We start from the raw sequence: 24768 nt of genomic DNA, 5'->3' as shown, positions 1-24768 counted from the left end.
ACTCTCAATTTTATTTAACTTTATTTTGTGCAGCGATAAGCAGGGAAAAATTTTGTCCTCAGTAGTTCTTCAACCTCCGCATTTAAAGACTTTGCCTGCAATTCAACCAGATGGCGATATTTTTCTTCATCTATAATTAAGCGCAGCGTCAGAAAGGTGTGCGTCTGCTTAGAAAAACCTGCTTTAAAAAGATATAGACTATCCTGGCCACCTCCAAAACCACCCCCCAAGTGCAAAACTTCATTGCCGCGTTCTTTAGCCCAAAATCGAATATAATCCAACATCAACTTGCTGGGTGCTTGTTTAATAAATTCGTTTCTGGTTCCTCCCAAGTGATATTGAATTATGCCACAACACTCGGTAAATATCCCAGAACAAGTAATTTTATCCTCTAATTCTACTATACACAAGTGGACTTTTTCACCGAGTTTAGAGAAATGCGAAAAGTATTCATCATCAAAATAGTACGATCGCCCAGCCCCTAACCGATCCATTGTTTCATAGTAAATTGAAATAAACTCGCCGATCGACTCCTGAAAAGGAACCATTCTTGCTGTCATCCCAGAGCGCTTTAACTTATTAATACTGGTGCGGTGATCCCGTCGAGTTTGACTCCATATTTCGGCTTCGGAGAGTTTTAAATTAACAGATACAGTTTCTCCATTAACGTTGCAAATATCGGGAGATAAAAAATCATTGAAGCCGCTGTTAAGTATCGGATGCAGCCGAAAAAATGCCGAACAGACTTTCTTGGCACGCAATGTAGAGATTAGCTGATTGATTGCTAAATCTAAAAACTCTTTCGTACTAGCGGCCTTATCACTCAATAGAATTCCCGGATAACCATAAGGGGAGACTACATCAAAAACTTCTTGTGTTGTTAAGCTTTGGTCAAATATGTTATCACACCGACGCAACAAATAAGGCAGAAAAAATATTTTGTCATCTTCTGCTATCAAAATAGCTTCTGCTACGGCGTTGTACCTAACAGACTCTAAATATAGATACTCAGGCAAATGATAAATATCGTGGCGAAGGTTTTCCAGAGTCTCTAACCACAAAGAGTCTGATAAATTAATTACTCGAATCTTCATTTTTTTCTCTACTAAACAATAAATTTCCTGTCGGGTACAATCCCTGCCGATAGCTGCATCCGTCAAGTAGGTTAAGTACGCCCTAACTATACAAAGACTGCACCCATTCCCATTCTTGCTTCAACCCTTCCCTCAAAGAAACCTGTGCCTGATATCCCAATATTTTCTGAGATTTGGATACGTCAGCGCTAGTATCCCTGGCATCTCCTTTGCTCGATTCTAGGTAATTGATGCGAATCGGGCGATCGACAATGTTTTCCATTGTGTGAATAACTTCTGCTAAAGCAACTCGACTTCCCCCTCCTATATTGAAAATTTCGCCCACAGATTCTGGAACTTTAGCAGCAGCTAAATTAGCAGCAATGCAATCGCTGATAAAGGTGAAGTCTCGGGTTTGCTGTCCGTTTCCGTAAATTGAAATCGCTTCGCCGCGCAAAATTGACTTAAAAAATATGTGGAATGCCATATCGGGACGCTGGCGAGGCCCGTAAACGGTGAAATAGCGCAACATGGTTGCCGGAACGCCGAAATTGTGATAATAAAGCGTACACAAACGTTCAGCAGCTAACTTAGTAATTCCGTAGGGAGAAACAGGTTGAGGACAGGCAGTTTCGCTGGTAGGGAAAGTTTCAGCATTGCCGTACACCGACGAAGAAGAAGCTAATACAAACTTTTTCAGTTGTGGTGCATCTTTTGCTGCTTCTAAGAGTACCTGAGTTGCATTGATATTGCGATCGGTGTAGCTGCGGAAACCCTCTCCCCAACTAGCGCGGACGCCGGCTTGCGCGGCTTGGTGATAAATGACTTCTGTATTGGCTAAGAGCGATCGCCAATCCAAAGATAAAATATTGTCCTCGATCAGTTGAAAATTTGGATGTTTTGCAAAATGAGCGAGATTTTTTCTCTTCATTTCGGGATCGTAATAATCGTTGACTTCATCAATACCGATAACTTTCTCACCTTGCTTTAACAGAGTTTCTACTAAGTGAGAGCCGATAAAACCTGCCGCGCCTGTAACGATATTACTCATTGGTTAATTGTTAATTGTTGATTGTTGATTTCAGCGTACAAAGCCTCGTATTGCTTCAGGATGTTCTGAAGTTCGTAAGCAAGTATGCTTTTCCTACCGCGCTGTGCCATTTCGCGAGCTGCTTGAGGATGATCCAGCACCCAAGCTATAGCCTGAGCCAACCCGTCGATATCTCCCAACTTGACAAGAAGACCGCAACCTCCTTCCAGCAAGTCGCGAGTGCCACGAATATCTGTACCGATCGCCGGAACTTCCAGACACAGCGACTCCATGACACAATTGGGAAGCCCCTCTTGCTCAGAAGCCAGCACTGTTGCTGCTGAGGCCCGCATCAACACAGGAATGTCCCGACGAAACCCCAAAAAATGCACCTTATTTTCCACTCCTAGCTGAGAGGCCAACTGCTGCATCTCCTTGATTTGTCCCTGGCCAGCAAAGGCTAAGTGTGCCTCTGGTCTTCCCAAACGAGCGAAAGCCTTTAAAACGTCGTGGGGGCGCTTCCGGGGAATCAACTCAGCAACAGACAAAAACAGCGACGTATCCGGTGATATTCCCAATTCTTGGCGCACTCGCAGGATTTCTGCTTCAGGAATCTCCAAGGGGTTGTAGCGATCGACATTCAACCCAGTTCCCGGTATATAACGGACTCGTTCAGGGGGAACCAGCCAGCGTTTGGCCGCTTCCTCATCCTCGCGGTTCACGACAACTAGGCAATCAGTCCAAGGCCCCGCAAGCTTTTCTAGCCCCTGAAAAATCGCATTTTTGAGCGGTGAACCTCCTTTGTAGAAGTGAAAACCTTGAGCAGTATAGATCACCTTGAGTTTTCCCTGCTTTCTCAAATCATTGAGAACATAACGACTGATAAAGGCCCCCACGGGGGTGGAAACATTTACCAGGTTATAGGCCTGCTGTGCTAACACTTCTCGGATTTGTGGCGGCGCAACCAGCAGATTTTGGGGCGCGGTGGGGTTTCGGGACCAGTTGATTTCCCAGGTGCGATCGAAGGCCTGCAAGCATTCTGGACAAGTCGAAACTCCTTTGGCCATCCCGTCTACCTCCCAACCGATCTCGCGCAAGTGGCGAGCAATGGGTGCGAAAAAAGCGCGGAGAGTTGGTGCGATCGTCGTTACTATCAATAGTTTGTTCATCTTGTTTCCCTCAACCACTTTTCCGTCATCTCTCGCACGTAGCGGTAAAATTGATTCCGCCGTTCCTGTAGCACTTCATCTCGATAGTCTTTGGCTTTCTCCAGGTTGCAGGCCGACATCCGACTCATGCGTTCTGGATTAGTCACCACTTCGCGAATTTTATTAGCCAAAGCAGTCGCATCACCGGGCGGTACCATATCTTCCGGCGGCAGCAGTTCGGGAATGCCACCTACCGTAGAGCCGATGCACGGGAGCGATCGGGCCATCGCCTCAATCATTGCCCTCGGTAAACCTTCCTGGCGGGAAGGCAAAATGAAAATATCAGCTCGATCTAACTCGGCGCGTACAGCATCGCCAGCGCTCAATTGGCCAAGGAAACAAACCCGATCTGCTATACCGCAGGCCTGCGATCGCGCCTCCAATTCTGAGCGATATTTGCCATCTCCTATCAAAACCAACTTCAGGTTTAATCCCGACTGCACGCAGGTAGCTACAGCATCAATCAGGACATCTGGGGCTTTATAGAGTTGAGCCAGCGTGCCGACACTAACCAGGGTGAACGTTTGCTTGCGGCGATCGTCACAGCGGGGCGCTGCAGCAAAAGCTGAATTCGGCAATTCAACGCTGGAATAGTGGGTGGAAAACGCCCCAGGCCCAGGAGGGTATCGGCATTGCAGGGCACCTTCTGTGACGTAGGCAGCAGAAAGTGCCCCAGCGCATTGATGCCTCAACCCGCGCGGGAACCACCAGCGAAAGAACGGGCGCAAGGGATGTTTAACGGCACCGGGTGCGAAGACATCATAGGGGTCGGCTACTACTTCTACAGCATACGGATGATTTGTCTGACTTAACATGGGTTGGATGCAAGTAGCAATCTGGGAACTCACCCGCAGAATCACGGCATCGTTGGGTGCAACTGCATTTCTTGCCGCACGCTGGACTTGCGGTGCTTTCTGGAGGTACTGCCAAGGGCCGAGGTAGTATGGTATGGCTGCGAAGGAAACCCCTTCGCCGTCTGCGCGTTTCCAGTCGCCAGAAACAGAAGGTACTTCTCGAACCCGCGCTACCACGCGCACGTGATCGAAAACTTCCAAGTAACGCATCCAGAAGGAATGTGGAAACGCTACCTGCGTCCAAACTTTTCCGTCGGGCGTGCGATCGAATCGATGTTCAAGAGCGACAACAACATTCATGAATTAGTTTCTCAGACTATAAACGCGAACATCTAAGGGATTTAGCGAACCTGTGAGTTGACCGTTTTTAACGCTCATACCAGAAGCGCGATCGGGAAAAATCTGTCGTGCTTCTCTGACATTTTCTGGAAGTGTTATTGCCACTTCTCCAATGCGATCGTATGAGGTATTGATGACCACAGCTAAAGTTTGATTTTGATACAACCAAATTCCAGCCAAGAGGTTTTTTACCCCCGTCTCAATATTTTTCAAATCACCGTCTAGCAAGAACGAGCTAATTGCTTGCATTTCTGGTACTAAAGATTTGATTCCCAACCATAACTCGGGATGTTCTGGCAAACTCCACTGCCGATCGTAATAAGTATAGTAAATAATTCCTTTGGCACCAGCCAAAATTGCCTGATATGTCATGTTACGAATTTCATCAAAAGTTGGTACTTTCGCCCCTGCATAATACCATCTAAATGACTGCACGTTTCCAATAATTAAGCGATTTTTTGGGGCGGCATCGCGAGCAATAGAAATCATATGTTTAACCCAATTTAAGGAAAGATTTTCTCCAACAGGATAAGCTTGAACGCCAATTGCATCCGCCGTATTGATAAAATTAGCAATTTTCTTTTCTTTGCTACCGCTAATATAGGTTATGTGAGCGGGATCAGCCATCTTAAATTTACAATGTAAATCTAAAATCTGATGGGGCGTAAATCCATCCTTATTACTATCGACATCATCAGCAATACTCCAGCCCCAAATCACTGGTTTATTTTTAAATTTATTGACTACTTCAATGGGATTAACCCTTGGGATTAACTCAAATTCAGTCAAAACGTAAATACCGCTGCGCTCAGCCTCATTGAGAAATTTTTCATATTCTTCAAATTTTTCATTGGTTTTGAAAGAAGGGTGAATTATATTAAATCCGGCGGCTGCAATTTCCCGCATATGATTGATGCGAACTTCTGCCGTAGATGACGAGGAAACGTGATAAAAACCAAAGGGGAAAAATGGTTTACCGTTAACCATAGCAGTACCGTCCGCACGAACTTCTACTCTAGGATTTGTATTGGCAATAACGGGGACTTCATCCGCACATAATAAGCTGATATTAGCACTACTGCATGAGCTGAAATAAAAAACAACTGAAATCAACAAAACCGATAATACCATAATTGCTTTGCCAGGAGACTTATTAGTTGTTGTTTTTTTGCTACTCATTGGTTAAGTTCGTTTGCGAGCGTCTTGCTACCTGTTTAACGTCTGTAATATCTATCTTGCCAACTGCGATCACTCATGGGGAGGAATAGTATTTTGTGTCTGACAGGGACTAGCACCTGAACTCAAGGCTAAAGCACCGAATAGGAAAATCCACCACAGACAACTGAGTATGTGTAGCCTAAAAATGAAAAAATTCATAAATACTGAAAATACTGAGGCAACCATGCCACAGGCAAAAATTGGAAAGACCAATTTTCTTGAATCCCGAAGCAGGAGACGGGCATAAACAGTCAACAAGAAGACAAAATATAGGAAACCCACCATTCCTAGCTCGACAATTAGTAGCAAAAAAGTTGAGTGAGGGTGATATAAAATCGGTCCGAAGGAAGTTCGTATTATTTTGAAAGTTCGACCTCCATCTACATCTGAACCATCCTCAATATCTAGAATATACCAATCCCAATAAGAGCCATAACCTGAACCCAAAATATTCAAGTCGTTAGTCCGATTACCTATAATCTTAAAAGAGGTTGAGTATGTATCTGAACGAGATGAGTCTTCTAAGGATTGCAAGCGATTGCCACTATTTGATGTCGCCAAAACTATTAGCCCTGCTATCATTACGAAAACAATCACTCCCAGAGCAGCAAGAGCCGCAATCTTCTTATTTTTATTAAACAAGATTATCAAACCAAGAAATAAGCCAAGAATTACCAGTGCGCCCCGCGATCCCATACCGATCAGAGTCAGCATTAAAACAAAAATAATGGCAAGCTTAAATAAACGTTGAGTAGGAGTTTGAATGATATCTTGAATCGCAAAGGCCAAAGCTGGTATTAGCGCAAAATATCCATCATCTGACCCAAACAGCGGGCCTTGTACTCGCACCGTCGTATCGTTAATGAGCGCGCTTCTTACACCAGCCAATTGGAAGGATGATAAAGATGTGGCTGTGTATAACAGCCCCACCGCACCTAGACAAACTGTAAGTCGCCAGAGAAATGATCGTACAGATGCCACTGGTCTTTTGGCGATCGCATTATAGCCCAGCAAAAAGCTGGATGCTGTCAATATCAGGGTACAAATCATTCCCTTAGCGTCGCGCGGGTCCATTCGGCTATCTTGAAGGGATAGTGTAGCGTAAAATATCAGGCTAACTGTCAAAATCGGCAAGTGATAATGCCAAGGTTCGAGGAAGGCGGTGATTAGGTGTTCCCGTCGGGGCATAGTGGTACTTGACGGTTTATTCCTCCTTGGCCACAGCAAAAATATGCAAGCGACTGCCACAAGAAGTATGTCTTTGCCGTTAACAGGTATCGATTCAATTTCAAACCACGGAGTTTTGGTCGATGGTATCACCGTCCAATAGAAAAAGCTAAACCAGAACAGCACGTCTAACATAAAAGAAAATTAGGAGAAATGACTAACGCTAGCAGCTAGGAAAGTTAGCCTGATACACTTTTGTTAGCTCTTTTACACTCATCTCAATACTGAAAGAACTCTTTTCTAAAACCGCTAGGGTATTCGATTGGGTAATGGCTGATGTATCGGCTCGTGCTGACAAAACTTCCTCTGCCCAATCAGATGCCGAGCGCGACAAGGAAATTCGCCGCACCAGAGGCTTGACAATATCGACTTCCTCCGTAATGACATCGGAGAAAATACAGGGAAGTCCAGCAGCCTGTGCTTCGAGCAATACTAAAGGCAACCCTTCATGAAAGGATGGCAAAAGGAATACATCCATAGCACCTAGCATTAAGTGGGGTACGTCGGGTCGGAGACCTGCGAAAATAATAACGTCTGTCAAACCAAGCTGAATAACTTTTTGTTCTATTTCTGGGCGCAACGAACCATCTCCTATCAGTAATAGGCGCATTTTTGGTTCTCGTTTGGCAACTTCCGCCACAATTTCCAAGAGAAACAGATGGTTCTTTTGTTCTATAAATCTGCCTACGTGACCGATCGCAAAAGCATCCGCAGGTAAACCCAATTCAGTCCGAATAGCAACCGAATTGACAGGAGACTGGAACGGAGTTAGATCGATGCCATAGTAAAGAATTTGCCTGCGCGGATCGGTTGACCATGCTGAACCGAATAGAGACCCCGCTGCCTTGTAGCTAACTCCTAAACCAACTGTTGCATAGCGATCTACACACCATTCTGTTAAAGCGAGATACAAACGCCGATACCATCCTGCTTTTGCCTGAACCGAGGAGGTATCGTTATGGCTTTGGGCAATGCGTACACCTATGCCTGCTTGTTTTGCTAACCAAAGAACGTAACCGCTGAAGTGGTGAACGTGGCTGTGAACAATATCATAGGGCCCGTATTCGCGTAGAATTCGTTTAAAGTTGCGAGCGTACAGCCAAGGTTTTTCAGGATTGAGGCAGGGGATAATCTTGCTACCAAGAACACGCACTTCGTCGTCGTAAGGACAGGGTTTCTCAGTGTGAACTAGAAAGTCCATCTGAAAGCGATCGCGATCGATATTTCGCAAAACGTGCATCAGCCAAGTTTCCACTCCGCCACGATTCATACCGCCAACAACATGAAGAATGCGGATCGGACGCTGTTTAGTCGATATTTGATTTGGTTCCTTGATATTTGTTGAGTCGGTATAGTGCATGAATAATAACTCCGAAACTAAAAACTGCTTGAACGATCGCCCCAACGATCAGCGCGATCGCCGCCCCTAGGACTCCCTGTGTCGGAATTAACCAGAAACAAGCGATCGCAGAACTCCCCGTTACCAAAACAAACAAAGGCATTTGCACCCGAAAGTATCTAGCTGCCGTCATCCCGTAACCCAAAAAGGAAGAAACGTAACCCATACCCGCAGCCACCATCAGCCACGCGAACAAATCAGCCCGCTCAGCATACTCCGGTTTATAGAGTAAAGTTAGGATTTCCGGGCCGGCAACAACAGCGACAAAAACGCCTCCCGCACCTAACATCAAGCCAACCCCCACCAGCTTCAGCAAAAGTCTGCGAAAAGCAGTGCTATTTCCCGCCGCATAATATTTTGCCAGCCGCGGACTTGCAGACTCCGCAAGCGCACTCACTACCATCTGCCCAACCACCATCAGGTAAGACATTGCAGCGAAAATCCCCAGTTCCCGTTCGCCCAAATACCGCTCGATAAAATAGCGAGGAATATTAGTATTTAGCGAAATCAACATCATCACAAAACCTAGGGGTAAAGCCAGCCAAACTAACTTTGCCAAAGTTTTTCCGTCCCAGCGCGGGTACAAGGGATTTTGGCTTTTTGCAGGTTCAGCATCGGCAACTAATAAATTTTCTTCCTCTCTCCCGTGCGAGGAATTCTTTAAAATTAATCTACCATTGCGAAGATCCCAGCCGAAGAGAACTAAACCCCACGCAACTGCTAATCCGATCGCTCCCCCTAAAACACTCTCAGTCAGGGAAACTCCGATGCTTAAAAGTAATAACGACAAAGGCCCTTTAATCATCAGGGCGATGGCAATCCTATCCATCCGTTCGTGCTGTTGAATCAATCCGTAAAACACGTCGCTGATCGACTCGAAGGATTTCGCCAGTGCGATAGTCAAAATCACCAAGGATGTCTCCCCTCGGTATCCAGCTTTGAGCGTAATGCCCGCAATTATCAATAGTGCTAACCCAGTTCCAATTAACCTCAGACCCAGATAATCACTAAAAACATAGTCCCCTTTCGCATCCGTCGCTTGGATACCTCGCAGTTGCAGATTAGTAAACATCACCACAGGCGCTGTCACTGCCAATCCCAAGGTAAATTGACCCACCATTTCAGGACTGCCCAATTTAGCAAGCACCACCAACATCCCCCACTGGGAAGCCGCATAAATGAGGTTGCCAGTGAAAGTCCAGGAAAAATTACGGCGTAATGTTAGTGGTTTCAACTGTTGCATTAGTAACTAATTACCTGCTTGCTAATTTGTGAGTTCCCAATCGTGTATTTCCCCTTTCAAAATTATTCACAAATGTCCCATTAACTTTTAACAGCCATAGCCCCAATCAATTTTTCTACCTTAGAGCCTTCTACAGGCTTCGAGAAAAAGTATCCCTGTCCGTAGACGCACTTCAGAGCTTTGAGCTCAGCTATTTGCCACCTCGTTTCTACTCCTGTGGCAATCATGCCCATACCTAACTCCTGAGTTATGGCAATAATTTTGTGAAAAATTTCTAAGTTGGGGTTGCTAGCATCCAGGCCGGTGACTAGAGAGCAATCTAGCTTCAAACTGTCGAATTTCCCATACTTCAGCCGCGTCAATTGGTAGAGCTGAGTTAATGATACATCACTAAGACCACAGTGGTCGATTTGTACTTGCACACCTAAAGTTTTAAGTTTGAGAAAAACAGACCCAGCCAACTCGGAATTTTCCGTCACAACATACTCAGGAATTTCTAACCTCAAACTCTGAGCATCGAGATTTGTTTCTTTCAATATTTTGGCAATCGTCTCGATTAAGTCAGCTTGGAAAAACTGTTTGCTAGTCAGATTCACGCTGACTGTTAAAGGAGCGTTAAGACGAAATTGCGACTGCCAAATCCGCATCTGGCTGCAAGCTTGCCGCAGTACCCACTCGCCAATAGGAACAATCAAGCCTGTTTCTTCTGCCGCTGGTAGGAATTCGTCTGGCCAAAGCAAACCTCGATTTGGGTGCTGCCAGCGCAATAGCGCTTCAAAACTACTAATCTTATTAGTTTCCAGGCAGACGATCGGCTGATAGTGAATCCGAAACTCCTCATTTGCCAGAGCCACTCGCAAATCATTCTCTAACTGAATAGATGCTGCACTGCTAATCTTTGCCACAGGGGTTGTTTTTTGGGCTGTAGTGGCTTGCAAATTGGCGGTTGAATACCCTGGTACGTACTCAGGAACTAACTGCTGTAACATTGAGACTATTAAAGTGGTATCATTGCGATCGCCTGCTTGACAAAGGGCTTCTATTTCCGGGTCAATATTTTCTTTCACTAGGCGGCTGGCATTGCCGAGACTCAGAATTTTTTCGTGTTTAGTGCGGTTGTATTTCTCGCCCGGAATAAACAGTTCTTCAAACAATTTTTCTCCCGGCCGCAGCCCTGTAAACGCGATTTCTATGTCTTTACCCACTTCATATCCTGAGAGCTGAATCAAATCTTTTGCTAAATCAAAAATTCTGACTGGTTCCCCCATCTCCAGCATGAATACTTCCCCGCCATTGCCGATGACTGCTGCCTGCAAAACCAGTTGAACTGCCTCGGGAATTGTCATGAAATAGCGAGTGATATCTGGATGGGTAATTGTGATCGGCCCGCCCTCAGCAATTTGTCGCTTGAAAGTAGGTACGACGCTACCTCGACTGCCAAGAACATTACCGAAACGAACCACTACAAAGGGGTTTTTGCTTTTTTTGGCTGCTTGCAGCACCAGCATTTCGGCAACTCTTTTGCTAGCTCCCATAATGCTAGTTGGATTCACCGCTTTGTCGGTGGAAATCATCACAAATTGTTGCACATTGTATTTCAATGCCAGATCCAGGAGATTTTTCGTCCCCCGCACGTTGTTAGTAATCGCTTCCGGCGGGTTTAATTCCATCATGGGTACGTGTTTGTGAGCGGCCGCATGAAAAATGATGTCTGGTCTCACTGTTAGAAAAACGTACTCTAAGCGCTCGCGAAAGCGAATATCGGCCATAAAGGCTGTCACGCGAGTAATATCTGTTGGGGTTGGGCTGGTTTTTTTGAGTTCTGACAGGGCTTTTCCTAATTCTTGTTGAATGTTGAATACAGAATTTTCTCCGTGTCCGACGATGATGATTTCCGCAGGAGCGCACTTTAATATTTGCCGACAAAGTTCGCTGCCGATGGAGCCACCCGCACCGGTAATTAGAACTTTCTTACCTCCCATCAATCCCAAGACTTTCTCAACATCGGTTTGGATGGGTTCGCGGCGGAGCAAGTCCTCAATCTGTACATCTCTGAGGCTACCTAAACTGACACGACCGTTGATGATTTCATTGAGGCCGGGGAGGGTGCTGGTTGGAATTCCAATTGACTGACAAATTTCTACGATCTCCCTAATCTCTTTTCCCGGAGCTGAGGGGATGGCAATCATAACTTTGTCGATATTTAGCGATCGAACTACCTCCGGAATGTTACAGCGATTGCCGACTACAGTCAGTCTGCCAATCTGCTTGGAGATTTTTTTGCGGTCGTCGTCTATGAAAGCGATTGGCTCTAGTCCTACCTCTGGGCTCCTCTGCATCGTTTGCATCAGAGATGTGCCTGCACTGCCCGCACCGACTATCAGGACGCGCTCGCGTTGCTGAACTTTCCACGATTTTTGGTTCCATCTTTCCAGGGCTGGAATGCTGAAACGAATCGCCGCCACTAACAAAAAGCTGATCATAGCGTCTAGTAGCGGCAGCGAGCGTGGCAGATTTGCGATCGGCGAATTATTTAGCTGGTATAGTTCTTGGAACAAGATAATTTCCCCTGCTAGGGATATACCTATCAGCATCGTTATTTGTGCCATTTCTTCCAGGCCCGCATACCGCCAGTAACGCTTGTAGAAGCCGCCGGCATAAAATACTATAAGTTTGACTGCTACAAATAATACTGTAACTACCGCTAGGCTCTGTAAGTAGGGAGTCAGATCCAATATGCCATCTAAACGAATTTCCAAGGCCAGTAACGGTGCGATCGCAAAACAAATTGCATCGATTATCAAAAAATGACGGGTTCTTAATCCCACCAACACTTTGCTAATTTTTTTTCTGATCATATTCTTCCGACCCTATTAGACAACAACTTTACCGTAAGTAGATCGAGTACCTAATGTTGAGGTAGTTTTTTATACCACACTCTCCCCTGAAATTAATCAACCTTTTAATCGTCGGGCCTAACTCAAGTGATATTATGGTTAAGGAGAGATTATCAAGAATATGTCCCGTCTCTTGATTTCATTTGGGAGAGGATTTTTTCAGCTAAAATTTATAGATGCCACCTTATTGCTGCGTCTATCTTCTCCTACTACTGGTTCGATCGCTCAGAACTTTACAATTATTTACATAATTTCACCCAAAAATATTTCTCTAGGGGGATGGCCAACGATATATGTGTTAAAACTATGACAGTGCTTGACTTAAGTGATACAGTGGATATCCTCAATAATGAGCAAGACTTAAGTGCCAAATAGTTCGCTAAACTTATCCATACTTAATCGCCCTTGAGGAAGTTCTATGTTTGCCGTTAAACGAGCGCTAAAATTGAATAACAACGAAGCGACTTTGATGGCAAGACACGCAGGATTCCGGCGTGTAGTATTTAATTTTGGATTAAGCCTGCGAACTCAAATGTATAGTGAGGGGAAATTTACCGACTCGAAGGTAATCAACGAAGTCAAAAAAGTTCTTACCAACTACGTCAAGAAAAAGCCTGAATTCGGCTGGATGAACCAGTTGTCTAGTCGAGTTTACCAAAATGCGTTGATCGATCTAAAAGATGCGTTTAGTCGGTATCGATCTGTCCAAGCAGGTCATCCAAGATTCGCTAGTCGCCGAGACGGTCAATCTTTTACAGTCGATTCGTCTAACGGAAAAGTTCTACTAAGCGCTGGCAACACCATAAAGATTCCTACCTTGGGAACTTTTCGGCTCTACGAAGCCCTAGAATGCGGTTACGTGTCTCAAACTTTTACGATTTCAAAAGAAGGAAGTCGTTGGTTTGTTTCCTTCTGTGTTGATGCCGAACGTTTACCAGTTCAACAGTCTCAGGCATCCGTGGGAATCGATGTGGGCATTAAATATGCGGCCACGCTGTCAAACCAGCAGGTCTTTGATGCACCAAAACCCTTAAAAGCCCGTGCGAAAACCAAACTTGCTACTTTGCAGCGCCAAGCCTCAAAACAGGTAAAAGGCTCCCAAAACCAACGCAAAACCTATAATAAGATCAGCAGACTCCACGCGCGGATAGCTTGCATTCGCCTAGATTTTCTTCACAAGTTAACAACTCCCACCGCCCAAAATTTCAAGCTAATTAAGATTGAAGACTTGAATATAAAAGGCATGATGGCGAATCACAAGTTAGCTGGGGCAATATCAGATATAGGATTTTACGAATTCAAACGCCAACTTGATTACAAGTGCAAAATGTATGGAGCAACTTTAGTGCTGGTAGATCAATGGTTCCCTAGCTCTAAAACCTGTTCTAATTGTGGCCATAAAAAAGATATGCCACTAAGCGTTCGGACTTTTGACTGTCCTGCTTGTGGGAGATCTTTAGATCGTGATGTGAATGCGAGTTTAAATATTTTAAACTGGGAACCCAAGGCTATTGGGGGATAGCCTACTTATCTTGGGATTAGCCGTCTACCCAACAGCGTAGGAAGTGAACTCGAATTGTGTCTAAAAATGAGTTTAGACAAGTTTAGATAAGTTTTACAAAGCAGACAAAGGCGATCGCACATCGTCGCATCCTTCGCGATCTACGTGGGCGAGGTATCATAAATATCCGTTTTACCATCCCACGACTTTCAAAGGAACTACGTCGCGATCCTTTTATCCGTGAAATCTACCGTCAACGCAATATAGTTGAATCTGCTATCAACCGACTCAAGCAATGGAGACGTATTGCTACCCGATATGAGAAATTGGCTGGAAATTATACAGCCATGATTACGCTCGCCTTTGTCTGTTGTGGTTATAGTTTGAACACACGCCCTAGGGTGTTAGAGTTTACAAAAAATCATTTTTCTGGAGTAACAGATGGAATCAACTGAAAGTGGTATCGGATTTCCGGAATACTGGCAGATTCTCAAGCGCCGGTGGCTGCCAGCCTTAGCTGTATTTGCCTCGGTTGTGGCACTCACCACCTACGCCACGCTGAAGGAAAAAGCAGTTTATGAAGCAGAAGGAAAGCTGTTATTTAAGAAAACAACTGCTGGCTCTGCTTTAACAGAATTGGGAAAAGAAATTGGACAGTTGACTCCGGCGGCGGAGCAAAGTAACCCTCTGACTACCGAGATCGAACTGATTCGTTCTCTAGAAAATGTTGAAAAAACGATAAATAGGCTTCAGTTAAAAGACGAAACAAATAATCCTGTGAAAACAAAAGAGGTTTTAAAGAAACTGACAGTAGCTACTATTCGGGGAGCTGATATCCTAACGGTTTCATACAAACACCAAAACCCAAAAGTAGCAGCCGATGTCGTAAAAACCCTGATGAATTTTTATATAGATAACAATCAAAAAGTGAATCGCCTAGAAGCTGTGTCTGTTCGACAGTTTATTGAAAAAAAACTGCCTAATTCCGACCAAGCTATGCGGAAAGCAGCGGCAGAATTGAGCAAATTTAAAGAAGAGAATAAAGTCGTAAATCTTGAAGAAGAAGCTAAATCAGCCGTGGCAGTTATGGCAGGACTAGAAAGTCAAATCGACCAAGCTAAGTCGGATTTGCTCAATGCCAGTGCTAAGTCCAAAGCATTTGAATACGAGTTACAAATGAATCCCCAGCAAGCATTGACCGCCAGCACCCTCAGCCAATCTAGCACTGTGCAGGAAGCTCTGAAAGAGTACAAACAAATAGAGCGGCAGTTAGCAATTGAGCAAAATCGCTACCTGGACAATTCGCCTATAATAACTAGGTTAGAAAATAAGAAAGCTACGATGAAAGCTTTACTAGACAAACAAATACAACAAGTTTTAGGCGGGGATCAGCCGTTGCAAAATCAAAGTTTACAGATAGGAGATGTGAAACCAAAACTAATCGAAGAATTTATCAAGGTAGATGTAGAACGCCAGGGTTTGGCTGAGCGAGTTACTATTCTCTCAAATGCTCTAGCTGCTTACAAGCAGCGGGTAAAAGTTTTGCCTAAGCTAGAGAAGGAAAAGCGGGAACTGGAAAGAAAACTCCAAGAAGCCGAAGCTGATTATCAGGAATTGCAAAAAAAACTCCAGGAAATTCGGATTACTGAAAATCAGCAAGTGGGGAATGCTCGGATTATCCAAAATCCGAGTGTCCCTGAAGAACCAGTGCGTTCTCGCAAGTCTTTATTGCTGGTATCTGGCGGCTTGTTGGGAACTCTGCTGGCTATAGCTGCGGCGCTGCTTTTAGAGTCTCAAGATAAGTCCGTGAAAACTATTGAAGAGGCGAGGGAATTATTTGGGTTTACTTTGTTGGGAGTGATTCCTTTTCATAAAAAGTCTGAAAAAAATCCTCGGCGCAAGGCCTGGCGGCTTAAATCTACTTCCCTGGATTTAGAGGCATCTCCCCGACAGATTGTTGTTAGAGATAATCCTCATACTTCGAGCAGTGCTGCTTACCGAATGCTTCAGGCAAATCTGAGGTTCCTGAGTTCGGATAAAGAGCTGAAAGTGATTGTTGTCAGTAGTTCGCTACCGCAAGAAGGCAAGTCTACTGTATCGGCTAATTTGGCTGTAGCTATAGCTCAATTAGGACGGAAGGTTTTGCTGGTAGATGCGGATATGCACTGTCCAGTTCAACATCGGATTTGGGAACTTCCCAATCAAGTAGGCTTGAGCAATGTGATAGTCGGACAAGCTGGGTTTGGGGATGCGATCGCCCAAGTCATGGATAATTTAGATATACTCACTTGCGGAGTAATTCCGCCTAATCCAATGGCTCTGTTGGACTCCCAGCGGCTCACTTTATTAATTAAGCAATTTTCGGCTACTTATGATGCCGTGATCGTTGATGCTCCTTCTCTGAATGTTGCTGCTGATGCTCTGATTCTGGGGAATAAAGCAGATGGGATTTTATTGGTTGTGCGACCTGGAGTTCTTCATTCTGGTACTGTGGCTTTTGCGAAGGAGCTATTGAAGAAATCAAGCCAACACGTTCTGGGCTTAGTGGTAAATGGAGTAAGTCCTAAAAACGAACCGCACAGCCATTACTATTTTACCAATGAATCTTACGCTCAAGAGCAAAGTTCTGGCATCAATAAAATAACGAATAACCAGTAACCAATAACAAAAGTTAACAGTTAACTGTTGACTTTTGTTATTGGCAGCCGCACTCCGAAAGTCGAGCCGAGTCCTTCCCCAGGACTTTCGGCCCAGACAGTCCCGCCGTGGAGTTCCACGAGATGGCGGACGATCGCCAATCCCAGTCCCAGCCCGCCGTAATTGCGCGTAGAAGTGCTGTCAGCTTGGCGGAAGCGATCGAACACAAACGGCAAAAACTCCTTGCTAATGCCAATTCCCGTATCGCTGACAACGATCGAAACAGAGTGAACCGGAGACGGCCCAGACAAGAGGGCGCCACCCGCTGCTCCCGGTTCCCCATCCTCCGAGAGCCTTATTTCCACGCGACCCGACGGCGGCGTAAACTTAATAGCATTCGAGAGCAAATTAGACACCACCTGCTGCAAACGAGTAGCATCGCCCCTCACCGAGCTCACCCCTTCGCTGCAAAAACTCACCAATTCAATTCCCCTAGCTTCAGCCTCAAGGCTCAGCGCCTTCACGGCCATTTCTACAATCCGTGCCAAATCCACCGGGAACAGCTTCAAACACACTTTGCCGCTCACAATCCGGGAAACGTCGAGCAAATCCTCAATCATCTGAGTCTGCAACCGCGCGTTTCGCTCAATAGTCTCCAAACCCACAGCCGTTTTTTCAGCACTCATCTGGCGCTGCCGCAGCATCTGGGCCCAGCCCAAAATCGCGTTCAGAGGCGTCCGCAACTCGTGAGAAAGCGTTCCCAAAAACTGGTCTTTAATCCGGTTGGCCTCGGCTGCTTCCCGGTAAAGCCGCGCATTGTCGATCGCCACCGCCGCATCCCGCGCCAAATCCTCCAGCAAAACCAAATCGCTCTCCCCGCAGCGGCGGCCCGACTCCCCGCACAGCAGCGAAATCGCTCCCAGCGTCCGCCCGCGAGCGATCAGCGGCACGCAGATTGCCGACAGCACCTGGGATTGGGATCGCAGCACCAACTGCAGTTCCCTGTCGGACACAACCGCCTCGATCACCCATTCCGGTATTTCTGCGTATAGCTTCGACTCCCCAGTCCGCAGCACCTTTGCTACTCCGTGCCGTCCCTGGGGGTCTAGCGGCATACGCCGATCGATTTGCCACAGCAGAGCGACTTTGCTCGGATCTGAATGAGCAACTGCGTGCAAGCGGATCGAGCCGTCGGCATCGAGCAAATGCACGCAGCACCAATCCCCCAGCGCCGGTACTGTTAAATCTGCCAAACCTTGCAGCGCCTCCTCGTAATCCAGGGAAGCCGACGACAGCACAGCCAAAGCTTGAGCGCGAAAATAGGCTGTTTGGGTCGCTCGCTGGCGATCGTCAATATCCGTACAAGTCCCGAACCACTTGATAATTTTCCCCTCAGCATCCCGCACGGGCAATGCCCTGCCCAGATGCCAGCGGTAAGCCCCGTCAGATGCCCGTTTAAAGCGGTATTCCACCTCGTAAGTCCTCCCCGTCTGCACGGAGGTATTCCAGCGTTCTAGGCAGTTTTCCACGTCATCTGGATGCAAAACTGGCTGCCACCCCCAGCCTTGAGTTTCCTCCAGCGTCAAGCCCGTATATTCAAACCAGCGCTGGTTGTAGTAGTCGAGCCAGCCGTCGGCTGTGGCAGTCCAAACTATTTGCGGGATGGCTTCAGCGAGGACGCGGTACAACTGTTCGCTGGCTTCGGCTTGGCGACGGGCAGCCTGTTCCCTGGCCAAGGCTAGGTTCCGCTGTTCTTCGGCCTCTTTGCGAGCGGTAATGTCGCTAATCACGCCGATCCATTTGCAGGGATTGCCTTGTTTGTCAAGCACTGCTTTGCCCCGATCGATCCAATAGAGCAAGCCGCCCCGTTGGCACTGAACCCGGTATTCCTGAAAAAATGGGGTGGCAGAACTGTCTGGCGCACTCAAATACCGATCGACCGCGGCTAAAACTCGATCGCGGTCGATCGGGTGCAAGATACTGTTCCAAGCTGCTCTTGTCCTCGGAAATCCGCCTTTTTCGTACTCCAAATGTTGGTCTACGTGACCGAACCACAGCACGATCCCGGTTTCGATATCCCATTCGTAAATCAAATCGCTGGCACTTTCTGCCGCAATCCGAAACCGCTCTTCAGACTGTCGCAGCACTTCCAGAAATTTAAAGCGTTCCGTCACGTCCAAAACCAGAGACAGCACCGATATCAACTGTCCCGAATCGCTGTAAAAAGCCGAATTGTACCATTCGCAGTGTACCAACGAACCCGACTTATTATAATTGCTGTTGCGAACTACATTGCAGCGATTTTCTGGTTGGTTTAAACTATAAATTGCCGATTTTACCTCTTCAAAATCGCCCTTAGAAATAAAGTTCCATTCGCTAAAATGCTTGCCTAACACTTCTATTTTTTCCCACCCAAAAATCTTCTCGGCCGCCGGCGACCACCCGCTGAGACGAAAATTTTTATCCCACTCAATCACCGCTAGGGGCGTATTTTCAAAATGAGAAGTGAGTTTTTGCAGCGCCTCGCGCAGGGATGATTCTACTTGCTTGCGCTTAGTAATATCGCCAAAAGAAATAGCAATCCCGTCGCCCAATTTAACGGTCATAATCCGAAACCAGCCGACAATGCCTTCGTTGTTGTAATAAATCTCGGTATCGAGGGTAATTCCTGTTTCTACAACTTGCACGTAACGGTCGAACAAACCGCTATCTTTATGCCCCGGCAGCACTTGCAGCAATCGCTTGCCGATTAATTCGTCCGGGGTACTATGCTGAATTTTTGCCGCTGCGGGATTGACGTATTCCCATTCAAAATCCACAATTGTGGATTCGTCGCGAATGCTGCGGAATACGTTAAATCCGTCTAGAGATAATTCCTGAAAAACGCGGAAGCGTTCTTCGCTTTCTTGCAGCTTGCCTACAGTGTCAAGCAGGAGATCCTCGACTCGCTCGCGCTGCGTTATTTCTGCAAGCAATTGCTGGTTAATTTGCTGGAGTTCGGTTGTGAGGGAGGGGACGGAATTTGTAATAACAGAGTCGGCTTGCAGTCGCTCGACCTTTTCAGATTCCAGCGCCGTATTTCCTGGAAAAGACGCCGCCCCAGCCCAAGCCAACACTGGAGGAACCCAGGGTATCAGGGACGCTACAGCCCACAAAGAGATGATAGCGGTAACGGCGGCGATCGAACTTGACAGCCAGTAGCTGGGATGCACCAGCATCCAAACTTGCATCAAATAAGTTGTCCCGCCGCAGAAAAACCAGGCTCCCAATAGGAGAAACCCCTTGCTCAAAGGCACGTCTCGCTGCTTGCGGGCATAGTATGTCAGAATTGCTGGAATTGAATAATAAGCCAAGGCAATTAACACATCGCTGACGGCGTGCAGTCCCATCAACTGGGGCTGCCACTGGCAACAGCCATCTTGCGGAATAAAATTGTGGTTAAATGACATAATCTTAATAAATGCTTAATAAATTGCAGCATTTCGGCTTTCCTGTGCGATCGATCCTAGTTGCACTTGTGTTGCTGACCCGCTAATTTCTAGTTTATAGCTTGTAAAAGTATAGTCATTTATTGGATGACGTGGGAGGCATGAAGTCCCTCCCCTTTCACTTTCACTTCGAGCGGATTAACCCGCCTTGGCTGAACTACGCAGCTCCCTATCCCATTGCTAAAAGCATTTGGGATTGCTTTTCTTAAGATATTATAAGAGCCATTAACATCGGCGTTAATTAATCGACCGCTCGATGTTTTGTACAATCCTCTCTTAATTCGTTTACCACTAAACAAGACATAATCAGCACCATTCTCCCCGTAAACAGGAATCGGGTCTAAATTCAGGAAACTGGATTGAGAAGTATATGATTCTTCCTGCACCATCACTCTTATTCCAACCAATGCCGCCTTATATTCCAACATCTCAATCAATCGAGCATGAGGAACTGTTACGAAGTTCTGATTAGTTTGTTTCCCCAAATTAATCTCGTTTTTCCATTCTACATTTTTACCAATTATCAGAGTCCCAATCTTTCGTTCTCTTAAAATATTGATGATGTCACGACTCGATGAGTGCAAGTAATTATCGATTTTCTGGTTTCGACAACGAGTTAGGCGTTGAATGCGTGATGAGGTTTTACGCCGACCTTTTAATTGAGATTGTAGATGTGCTTTACGCTTGTTATAGAATTGATTAATTGATTTCATTGGTCGCCCGTTAATCAGTAAAGGAAGAAATCCCGGCTGATTTGAAGTTAACGCCACTAAATTATTCAATCCTAAATCAATACTAGCTATAGACTGTTTTTGGTTTTCATTGAAGGTGGACTCCGGTTCACTTCGACTGGGATCAGTACAAGCATTATAAATTACCTCTATTACATAGGAATCGCATTTGGGAACCAATCTAACTTGACAAATCTGCTCTGGTTTTACCTGGGTTTTAATTAAAATATTAGTACCTGAAAGCTTGATAATTCCTTTATTCAATTGCTTGCTACTAATCGCCTGCATCGTATAAATGACAATATTTCGTCCTTTGATTTTATCTTTGTACTTGGGGATTTTTGGGCGTCCCTTAAATTGTGTGGACTCAGTTTTGTAAACTTTAATGGCTTCAAAAAAACCTTGCCAATTCTTGTCCAATCTCATCAATATTTGTTGACTTACCTTTGCTGGTAACGCCTTATATGCTGGATGAGATTTCATCAACCGATCCATTTTGTTGTAATTGAGATATCCCCATCCATATATAAAGTTTTGGCGGATAACGTAGTTGGCAGCATTGTAGAGATTTTTTGATTGAAAGGCTAATTTATCGATCGGAGCGAAACGATGTTCTGTGGATTTAATGATGTGTCTCTCTGCTAGTTGCATTCAGACTCTCCATTTTTTAACGAGCGCAATCATTCTCTCAGTTGATCTTCCTGACTATATGATACTACCATTGCTTACTACTGTTTACAAACTTAATAAAGTTTTATAATACACAAAGAAACAGCCAAGCATCCCGCATCTTTCTGACGGGGCAGTGTCAATTGCTAATGCCTTGGCTTGTCTAGCCCCAGAATCAAAACTAATCGGTACCTGTATCAAAGTGTACTAAACTCTTCTACTAAATCGGTTAATGTCACAGATTATATTCCTGTAAAATTTCTGAAACCATCTCGAATTAAACATCCATGCGCTTAGAGCAGCTTCAAGCATTTCTTTCAGTTGCTGAAACTGGTAGCTTTCAGCAAGCGGCCCGGAAGTGCGGCGTTACCCAATCGACTATTAGCCGCCAAGTGCAGGGATTAGAAGCGGAAGTGGGTTTGTCGCTGTTTCACCGCACCGCCCACGCGAAACTGACTGTGGGAGGGGAATGCCTACTGCCTCACGCTCGCAAAATCTGTCAGACTTGGCAAAATGCTGCTGAAGAATTGGGAGACTTACGGGCGGGAAAGCAGCCGGAACTTTGCGTGGCTGCGATTCACTCGGTTTGCGCTGCTTATTTGCCGCCTGTGCTGCAAAAGTTTTGCCGCGACTATCCAGACGTGCAATTGCGGGTGACTGCCCTCGGTAGCGATCGAGCTCTGAAAGTCCTCAAAGATGGTTTGGTGGACATAGCGGTGGTGATGAACAACCGCTATTTTACTCAAGCCCCGGAAATGTTGGTTGAGGTGCTCTACAATGAGCCGATCGAGGTGTTGATGGCGGCGGGTCATCCCCTGGCCCAGTACGATCGAGTACCTTGGCCGGAATTGATTTGTTACCCGCAAGTGGTGTTTAAGGACGGGTACGGAATGCAGCGGATGGTGCAAGAACAATTTGGACGCATGGGTGCTAAACTTCATGCTGTTTTGGAACTCAACACTCTTGATGCTTTTCGGGGTGTGGTGCGACAGGGAGAATTGATTGCTTTGCTGCCGCATTCAGCTTTGGTGGACGCCAAGGGCGATCGCACTTTAGCAATTCGGTCGATCGCCCCAGATCGGTCAAATTCCAAGGTTTCGACGATCGGTCAATTGGCCGCCGATCCCACTTGGACTCGCGAAGTCGTGTTGGTGACAACTCACGATCGAATGCAAATTCCGCCGATCGCCCATTTCTGGAATCTGGTACGCGAATTTGTGCCGCCATTTGATTTAATCAAGCTAGAAAAATCAGGGACTTAATTCGATAATTTTGAACGGAATTTTGGGAATTTTAAATTGAAACTGATTCAAATCTTACCAATTACTAACTACCAATTACCAATTACCAATTACTAACTACAAACTAACAATTACCAACTTCACAAGTTATGAGTGACGCATTTAGAGAATTGCTGCGAAAAATTGGCAGCGGAACACACACAGGAGAAAACTTAACTCGCTCCGAAGCAGCAGCAGCCACGCGGATGATGCTGCTGGGAGAAGCAACACCGGCTCAAATCGGAGCTTTTATGATTTCCCACCGCATTAAACGGCCCACTGGGGAAGAATTAGCCGGAATGCTCGATGCTTATGAAGAATTGGGCCCTATGCTTGCCCCCCCAAACCGAGAAAAAGGGTTTGCCGTCTCTACCGTCGCCGTGTTTGGTGTTGCTTACGACGGGCGATCGCGCACGGCTCCAATTAGCCCTTTAACGGCCCTAATTTTAGCCGCCTCTGGCGTCCCAACCATCATGCACGGAGGGGATACGATGCCAACGAAGGAAGGCATCCCCCTGATGGAAATTTGGCGCGGTTTGGGAGTGAATTGGGGAAAACTGAGTTTAGAAAAAGTCCAGCAAGTTTTTGACAAGACGGGTTTGGGTTTTGTGTACCTTCCCAAGCATTTTCCTCAAGCCGCCGCTTTAGTTCCCTACCGGCGCGAAATTGGAAAACGGCCACCTTTTTCGACAATGGAGTTGATGTGGTGTCCCTGTGCCGGCGACGTTAACGTTATATCGGGCTACGTCCACCCGCCGACAGAAGGTATGTTTCAAAAAGCCTTTGAGCTGCGCGGAATCAAAAATTATACCACAGTCAAAGGATTGGAGGGAAGCTGCGATTTGCCGCGCGATCGTACTGCAATTATCGGCATTGCTAAGCCCGACGCTGAGTTCGAGCGAGTGCTTTTAGCCCACGGAGATTACGGTTTTAGCAGCACAAATCCTGCCTTTGAATCAGCCCCTGAGTTATTCAAACAAATGCAGGAAGTGTTGCTGGGAAAACCCTCGGAATTGATGCAATCTGCTATCTGGAACGGCGGATTTTATCTGTGGCGCAGCGGAGTTTGTTTGGATGTGAACTCGGCTTTAATTGAGGCCGAAACTTTACTCAGCAGCGGTCAAGTTGTTCAAAAACTTGAGGAAGTTAGCCAAGCCGTTAGTGTTTTGAGTTGAGAATGACAGTTGACAGTTGACAGTTGACAGTTGACCGTTAACTACTGACTACTGACTACTGACTACTAGACATCTCCAATAATTATTGTGGAACAGGCATCTTGCCTGTTCAAAACAGACAATTCTTGCGATAACTAATGACTACTGACTACTGACTACTGACTACTGACTAATAACTAATGACTAATCATAAAATTGCTGTAATTGTGCTTGCAGGCGGTCAAAGTTCGCGGATGGGTAGGGATAAAGCTCTACTGGAAATAGAGGGGAAATCCCTATTGCAGCGGGCGTTGGAAGTGGCGGCAGTTGTAGGGCCAGCAGTTTATGTTCTGACTGCTTGGCCCGATCGCTATCGATCGACCTTAACCGAAACATCCCAATTTCTGGTAGAGTACAATCCGGGCTCCGGGCCTTTGGTTGCATTGACTCAGGGATTGAGAGAAATTGCGGCAGAATGGATTTTACTGTTAGCTTGCGATTTGCCTTTGTTGGATGCCCAGATTATTCAGAGTTGGGCGAGTCAGTTAACAGAATTTCCCCCATCAACTTTAGCAGTTGTGCCTTATCAAAATTCGCGCTGGGAGCCTTTGTGCGGCTTCTACCGCCAACAATCTCTGCCCAGCTTGCAAAGTTTTATTGACAAAGGGGGACGTTCCTTTCAAGTGTGGTTAAATCAAATCCCCGCAATCCCTCTACCTGTAGGGGAACGAGAAGCAGTAATGTTATCGAATTGCAATACATTAGAAGAGTTTGAGCAATTAAAAGGTAAAATGGTGAACGGTTGACAGTTGACAGTTGA

Annotated in this window: 16 protein-coding genes and 1 pseudogene; 6 read left to right on the top strand and 11 right to left on the bottom strand. The window is 45.9% G+C overall.

From position 1 onward, the window contains the following. Positions 1-20: 20 nt before the first annotated feature. The 9 genes from QT992_RS11645 to QT992_RS11605 form a co-directional block, all read right to left on the bottom strand. Positions 21-1094, bottom strand: a complete 1074-nt coding sequence (locus tag QT992_RS11645) for a FemAB family protein (RefSeq protein WP_333319665.1) — start codon at positions 1092-1094, stop codon at positions 21-23. 82 nt (positions 1095-1176) lie between these two features. Beyond that, positions 1177-2124: an NAD-dependent epimerase/dehydratase family protein gene (locus tag QT992_RS11640; protein ID WP_333319663.1), complete on the bottom strand. Its 948-nt coding sequence runs from the start codon at positions 2122-2124 to the stop codon at positions 1177-1179. Continuing rightward, the gene (locus QT992_RS11635) at positions 2121-3272 is read right to left on the bottom strand and encodes a glycosyltransferase (protein WP_333319661.1); all 1152 of its coding nucleotides are present in this window, start codon (positions 3270-3272) and stop codon (positions 2121-2123) included. Before QT992_RS11635 ends, QT992_RS11640 begins: the two co-directional genes overlap by 4 nt. Then, positions 3269-4465 carry a glycosyltransferase family 4 protein gene (locus QT992_RS11630; protein ID WP_333319659.1) on the bottom strand — a complete coding sequence of 399 codons (1197 nt, stop codon included), beginning with the start codon at positions 4463-4465 and terminating at the stop codon, positions 3269-3271. The genes QT992_RS11635 and QT992_RS11630 overlap by 4 nt, the downstream gene beginning before the upstream one ends. Before the next feature lie 3 nt (positions 4466-4468). Further along, on the bottom strand, positions 4469-5683 hold the full coding sequence (locus QT992_RS11625) for a hypothetical protein (protein WP_333319657.1): 1215 nt from the start codon (positions 5681-5683) through the stop codon (positions 4469-4471). Positions 5684-5752: 69 nt separating this feature from the next. Further along, positions 5753-6772, bottom strand: a complete 1020-nt coding sequence (locus QT992_RS11620) for a hypothetical protein (protein ID WP_333319655.1) — start codon at positions 6770-6772, stop codon at positions 5753-5755. 340 nt (positions 6773-7112) lie between these two features. Further along, entirely contained in the window at positions 7113-8309 is a 1197-nt protein-coding gene (locus tag QT992_RS11615) for a glycosyltransferase family 1 protein (protein ID WP_333319653.1), read from the bottom strand. Beyond that, the gene (locus tag QT992_RS11610; protein ID WP_333319652.1) at positions 8257-9591 is read right to left on the bottom strand and encodes an oligosaccharide flippase family protein; all 1335 of its coding nucleotides are present in this window, start codon (positions 9589-9591) and stop codon (positions 8257-8259) included. The genes QT992_RS11615 and QT992_RS11610 overlap by 53 nt, the downstream gene beginning before the upstream one ends. An 80-nt stretch (positions 9592-9671) precedes the next feature. Further along, complete coding sequence (locus tag QT992_RS11605) at positions 9672-12449, bottom strand: polysaccharide biosynthesis protein (protein WP_333319650.1); 2778 nt, start codon at positions 12447-12449, stop codon at positions 9672-9674. A gap of 457 nt (positions 12450-12906) precedes the next feature. On the opposite strand from QT992_RS11605, the gene QT992_RS11600 reads away from it, so the two are divergent. The 3 genes and pseudogenes from QT992_RS11600 to QT992_RS11590 all read left to right on the top strand — a co-directional run bounded on the left by QT992_RS11600 (position 12907) and on the right by QT992_RS11590 (position 16647). Then, positions 12907-14010: an RNA-guided endonuclease TnpB family protein gene (locus QT992_RS11600; RefSeq protein ID WP_333340342.1), complete on the top strand. Its 1104-nt coding sequence runs from the start codon at positions 12907-12909 to the stop codon at positions 14008-14010. Positions 14011-14096: 86 nt separating this feature from the next. Beyond that, positions 14097-14348 (top strand): annotated as a pseudogene (locus tag QT992_RS33590) (transposase); the annotation flags it as partial. Positions 14349-14430: 82 nt separating this feature from the next. Next, a complete protein-coding gene (locus tag QT992_RS11590) occupies positions 14431-16647 on the top strand; it encodes a polysaccharide biosynthesis tyrosine autokinase (protein WP_333319647.1) in 2217 nt (738 codons plus the stop codon). 20 nt (positions 16648-16667) lie between these two features. Here the strand turns inward: QT992_RS11590 and QT992_RS11585 are convergent, their stop codons facing one another. Next, the gene (locus QT992_RS11585) at positions 16668-20075 is read right to left on the bottom strand and encodes a PAS domain S-box protein (RefSeq protein ID WP_333377008.1); all 3408 of its coding nucleotides are present in this window, start codon (positions 20073-20075) and stop codon (positions 16668-16670) included. Positions 20076-20194: 119 nt separating this feature from the next. Further along, the gene (locus QT992_RS11580) at positions 20195-21496 is read right to left on the bottom strand and encodes a transposase (RefSeq protein ID WP_333284907.1); all 1302 of its coding nucleotides are present in this window, start codon (positions 21494-21496) and stop codon (positions 20195-20197) included. A gap of 305 nt (positions 21497-21801) precedes the next feature. On the opposite strand from QT992_RS11580, the gene QT992_RS11575 reads away from it, so the two are divergent. The 3 genes from QT992_RS11575 to QT992_RS11565 all read left to right on the top strand — a co-directional run bounded on the left by QT992_RS11575 (position 21802) and on the right by QT992_RS11565 (position 24754). Next, positions 21802-22776, top strand: a complete 975-nt coding sequence (locus QT992_RS11575; RefSeq protein ID WP_333340134.1) for a LysR family transcriptional regulator — start codon at positions 21802-21804, stop codon at positions 22774-22776. 128 nt (positions 22777-22904) lie between these two features. Next, a complete protein-coding gene (locus QT992_RS11570) occupies positions 22905-23969 on the top strand; it encodes an anthranilate phosphoribosyltransferase family protein (RefSeq protein ID WP_333340132.1) in 1065 nt (354 codons plus the stop codon). Between the two features lie 179 nt (positions 23970-24148). Continuing rightward, positions 24149-24754, top strand: coding sequence for a molybdenum cofactor guanylyltransferase (locus QT992_RS11565; protein ID WP_333322567.1), 606 nt, complete (start codon positions 24149-24151; stop codon positions 24752-24754). Positions 24755-24768: the final 14 nt, after the last annotated feature.

Source organism: Microcoleus sp. T3_D1, from assembly GCF_036700405.1.
Lineage (GTDB): Bacteria > Cyanobacteriota > Cyanobacteriia > Cyanobacteriales > Microcoleaceae > Microcoleus.
This window is presented reverse-complemented; position numbering and strand designations above follow the sequence as displayed.

Excerpts from the sequence above, each read along its gene's own strand:
- QT992_RS11590 (WP_333319647.1), top strand. The coding sequence starts at position 14,431 with ATGGAATCAACTGAAAGTGGTATCGGATTTCCGGAATACTGGCAGATT.
- QT992_RS11630 (WP_333319659.1), bottom strand. The coding sequence starts at position 4,465 with ATGAATGTTGTTGTCGCTCTTGAACATCGATTCGATCGCACGCCCGAC.
- QT992_RS11610 (WP_333319652.1), bottom strand. The coding sequence starts at position 9,591 with ATGCAACAGTTGAAACCACTAACATTACGCCGTAATTTTTCCTGGACT.
- QT992_RS11575 (WP_333340134.1), top strand. The coding sequence starts at position 21,802 with ATGCGCTTAGAGCAGCTTCAAGCATTTCTTTCAGTTGCTGAAACTGGT.
- QT992_RS11615 (WP_333319653.1), bottom strand. The coding sequence starts at position 8,309 with ATGCACTATACCGACTCAACAAATATCAAGGAACCAAATCAAATATCG.
- QT992_RS11625 (WP_333319657.1), bottom strand. The coding sequence starts at position 5,683 with ATGAGTAGCAAAAAAACAACAACTAATAAGTCTCCTGGCAAAGCAATT.
- QT992_RS11640 (WP_333319663.1), bottom strand. The coding sequence starts at position 2,124 with ATGAGTAATATCGTTACAGGCGCGGCAGGTTTTATCGGCTCTCACTTA.
- QT992_RS11580 (WP_333284907.1), bottom strand. The coding sequence starts at position 21,496 with ATGCAACTAGCAGAGAGACACATCATTAAATCCACAGAACATCGTTTC.
- QT992_RS11570 (WP_333340132.1), top strand. The coding sequence starts at position 22,905 with ATGAGTGACGCATTTAGAGAATTGCTGCGAAAAATTGGCAGCGGAACA.
- QT992_RS11620 (WP_333319655.1), bottom strand. The coding sequence starts at position 6,772 with ATGATTTGTACCCTGATATTGACAGCATCCAGCTTTTTGCTGGGCTAT.
- QT992_RS11635 (WP_333319661.1), bottom strand. The coding sequence starts at position 3,272 with ATGAACAAACTATTGATAGTAACGACGATCGCACCAACTCTCCGCGCT.
- QT992_RS11585 (WP_333377008.1), bottom strand. The coding sequence starts at position 20,075 with ATGTCATTTAACCACAATTTTATTCCGCAAGATGGCTGTTGCCAGTGG.
- QT992_RS11645 (WP_333319665.1), bottom strand. The coding sequence starts at position 1,094 with ATGAAGATTCGAGTAATTAATTTATCAGACTCTTTGTGGTTAGAGACT.
- QT992_RS11605 (WP_333319650.1), bottom strand. The coding sequence starts at position 12,449 with ATGATCAGAAAAAAAATTAGCAAAGTGTTGGTGGGATTAAGAACCCGT.
- QT992_RS11600 (WP_333340342.1), top strand. The coding sequence starts at position 12,907 with ATGTTTGCCGTTAAACGAGCGCTAAAATTGAATAACAACGAAGCGACT.
- QT992_RS11565 (WP_333322567.1), top strand. The coding sequence starts at position 24,149 with ATGACTAATCATAAAATTGCTGTAATTGTGCTTGCAGGCGGTCAAAGT.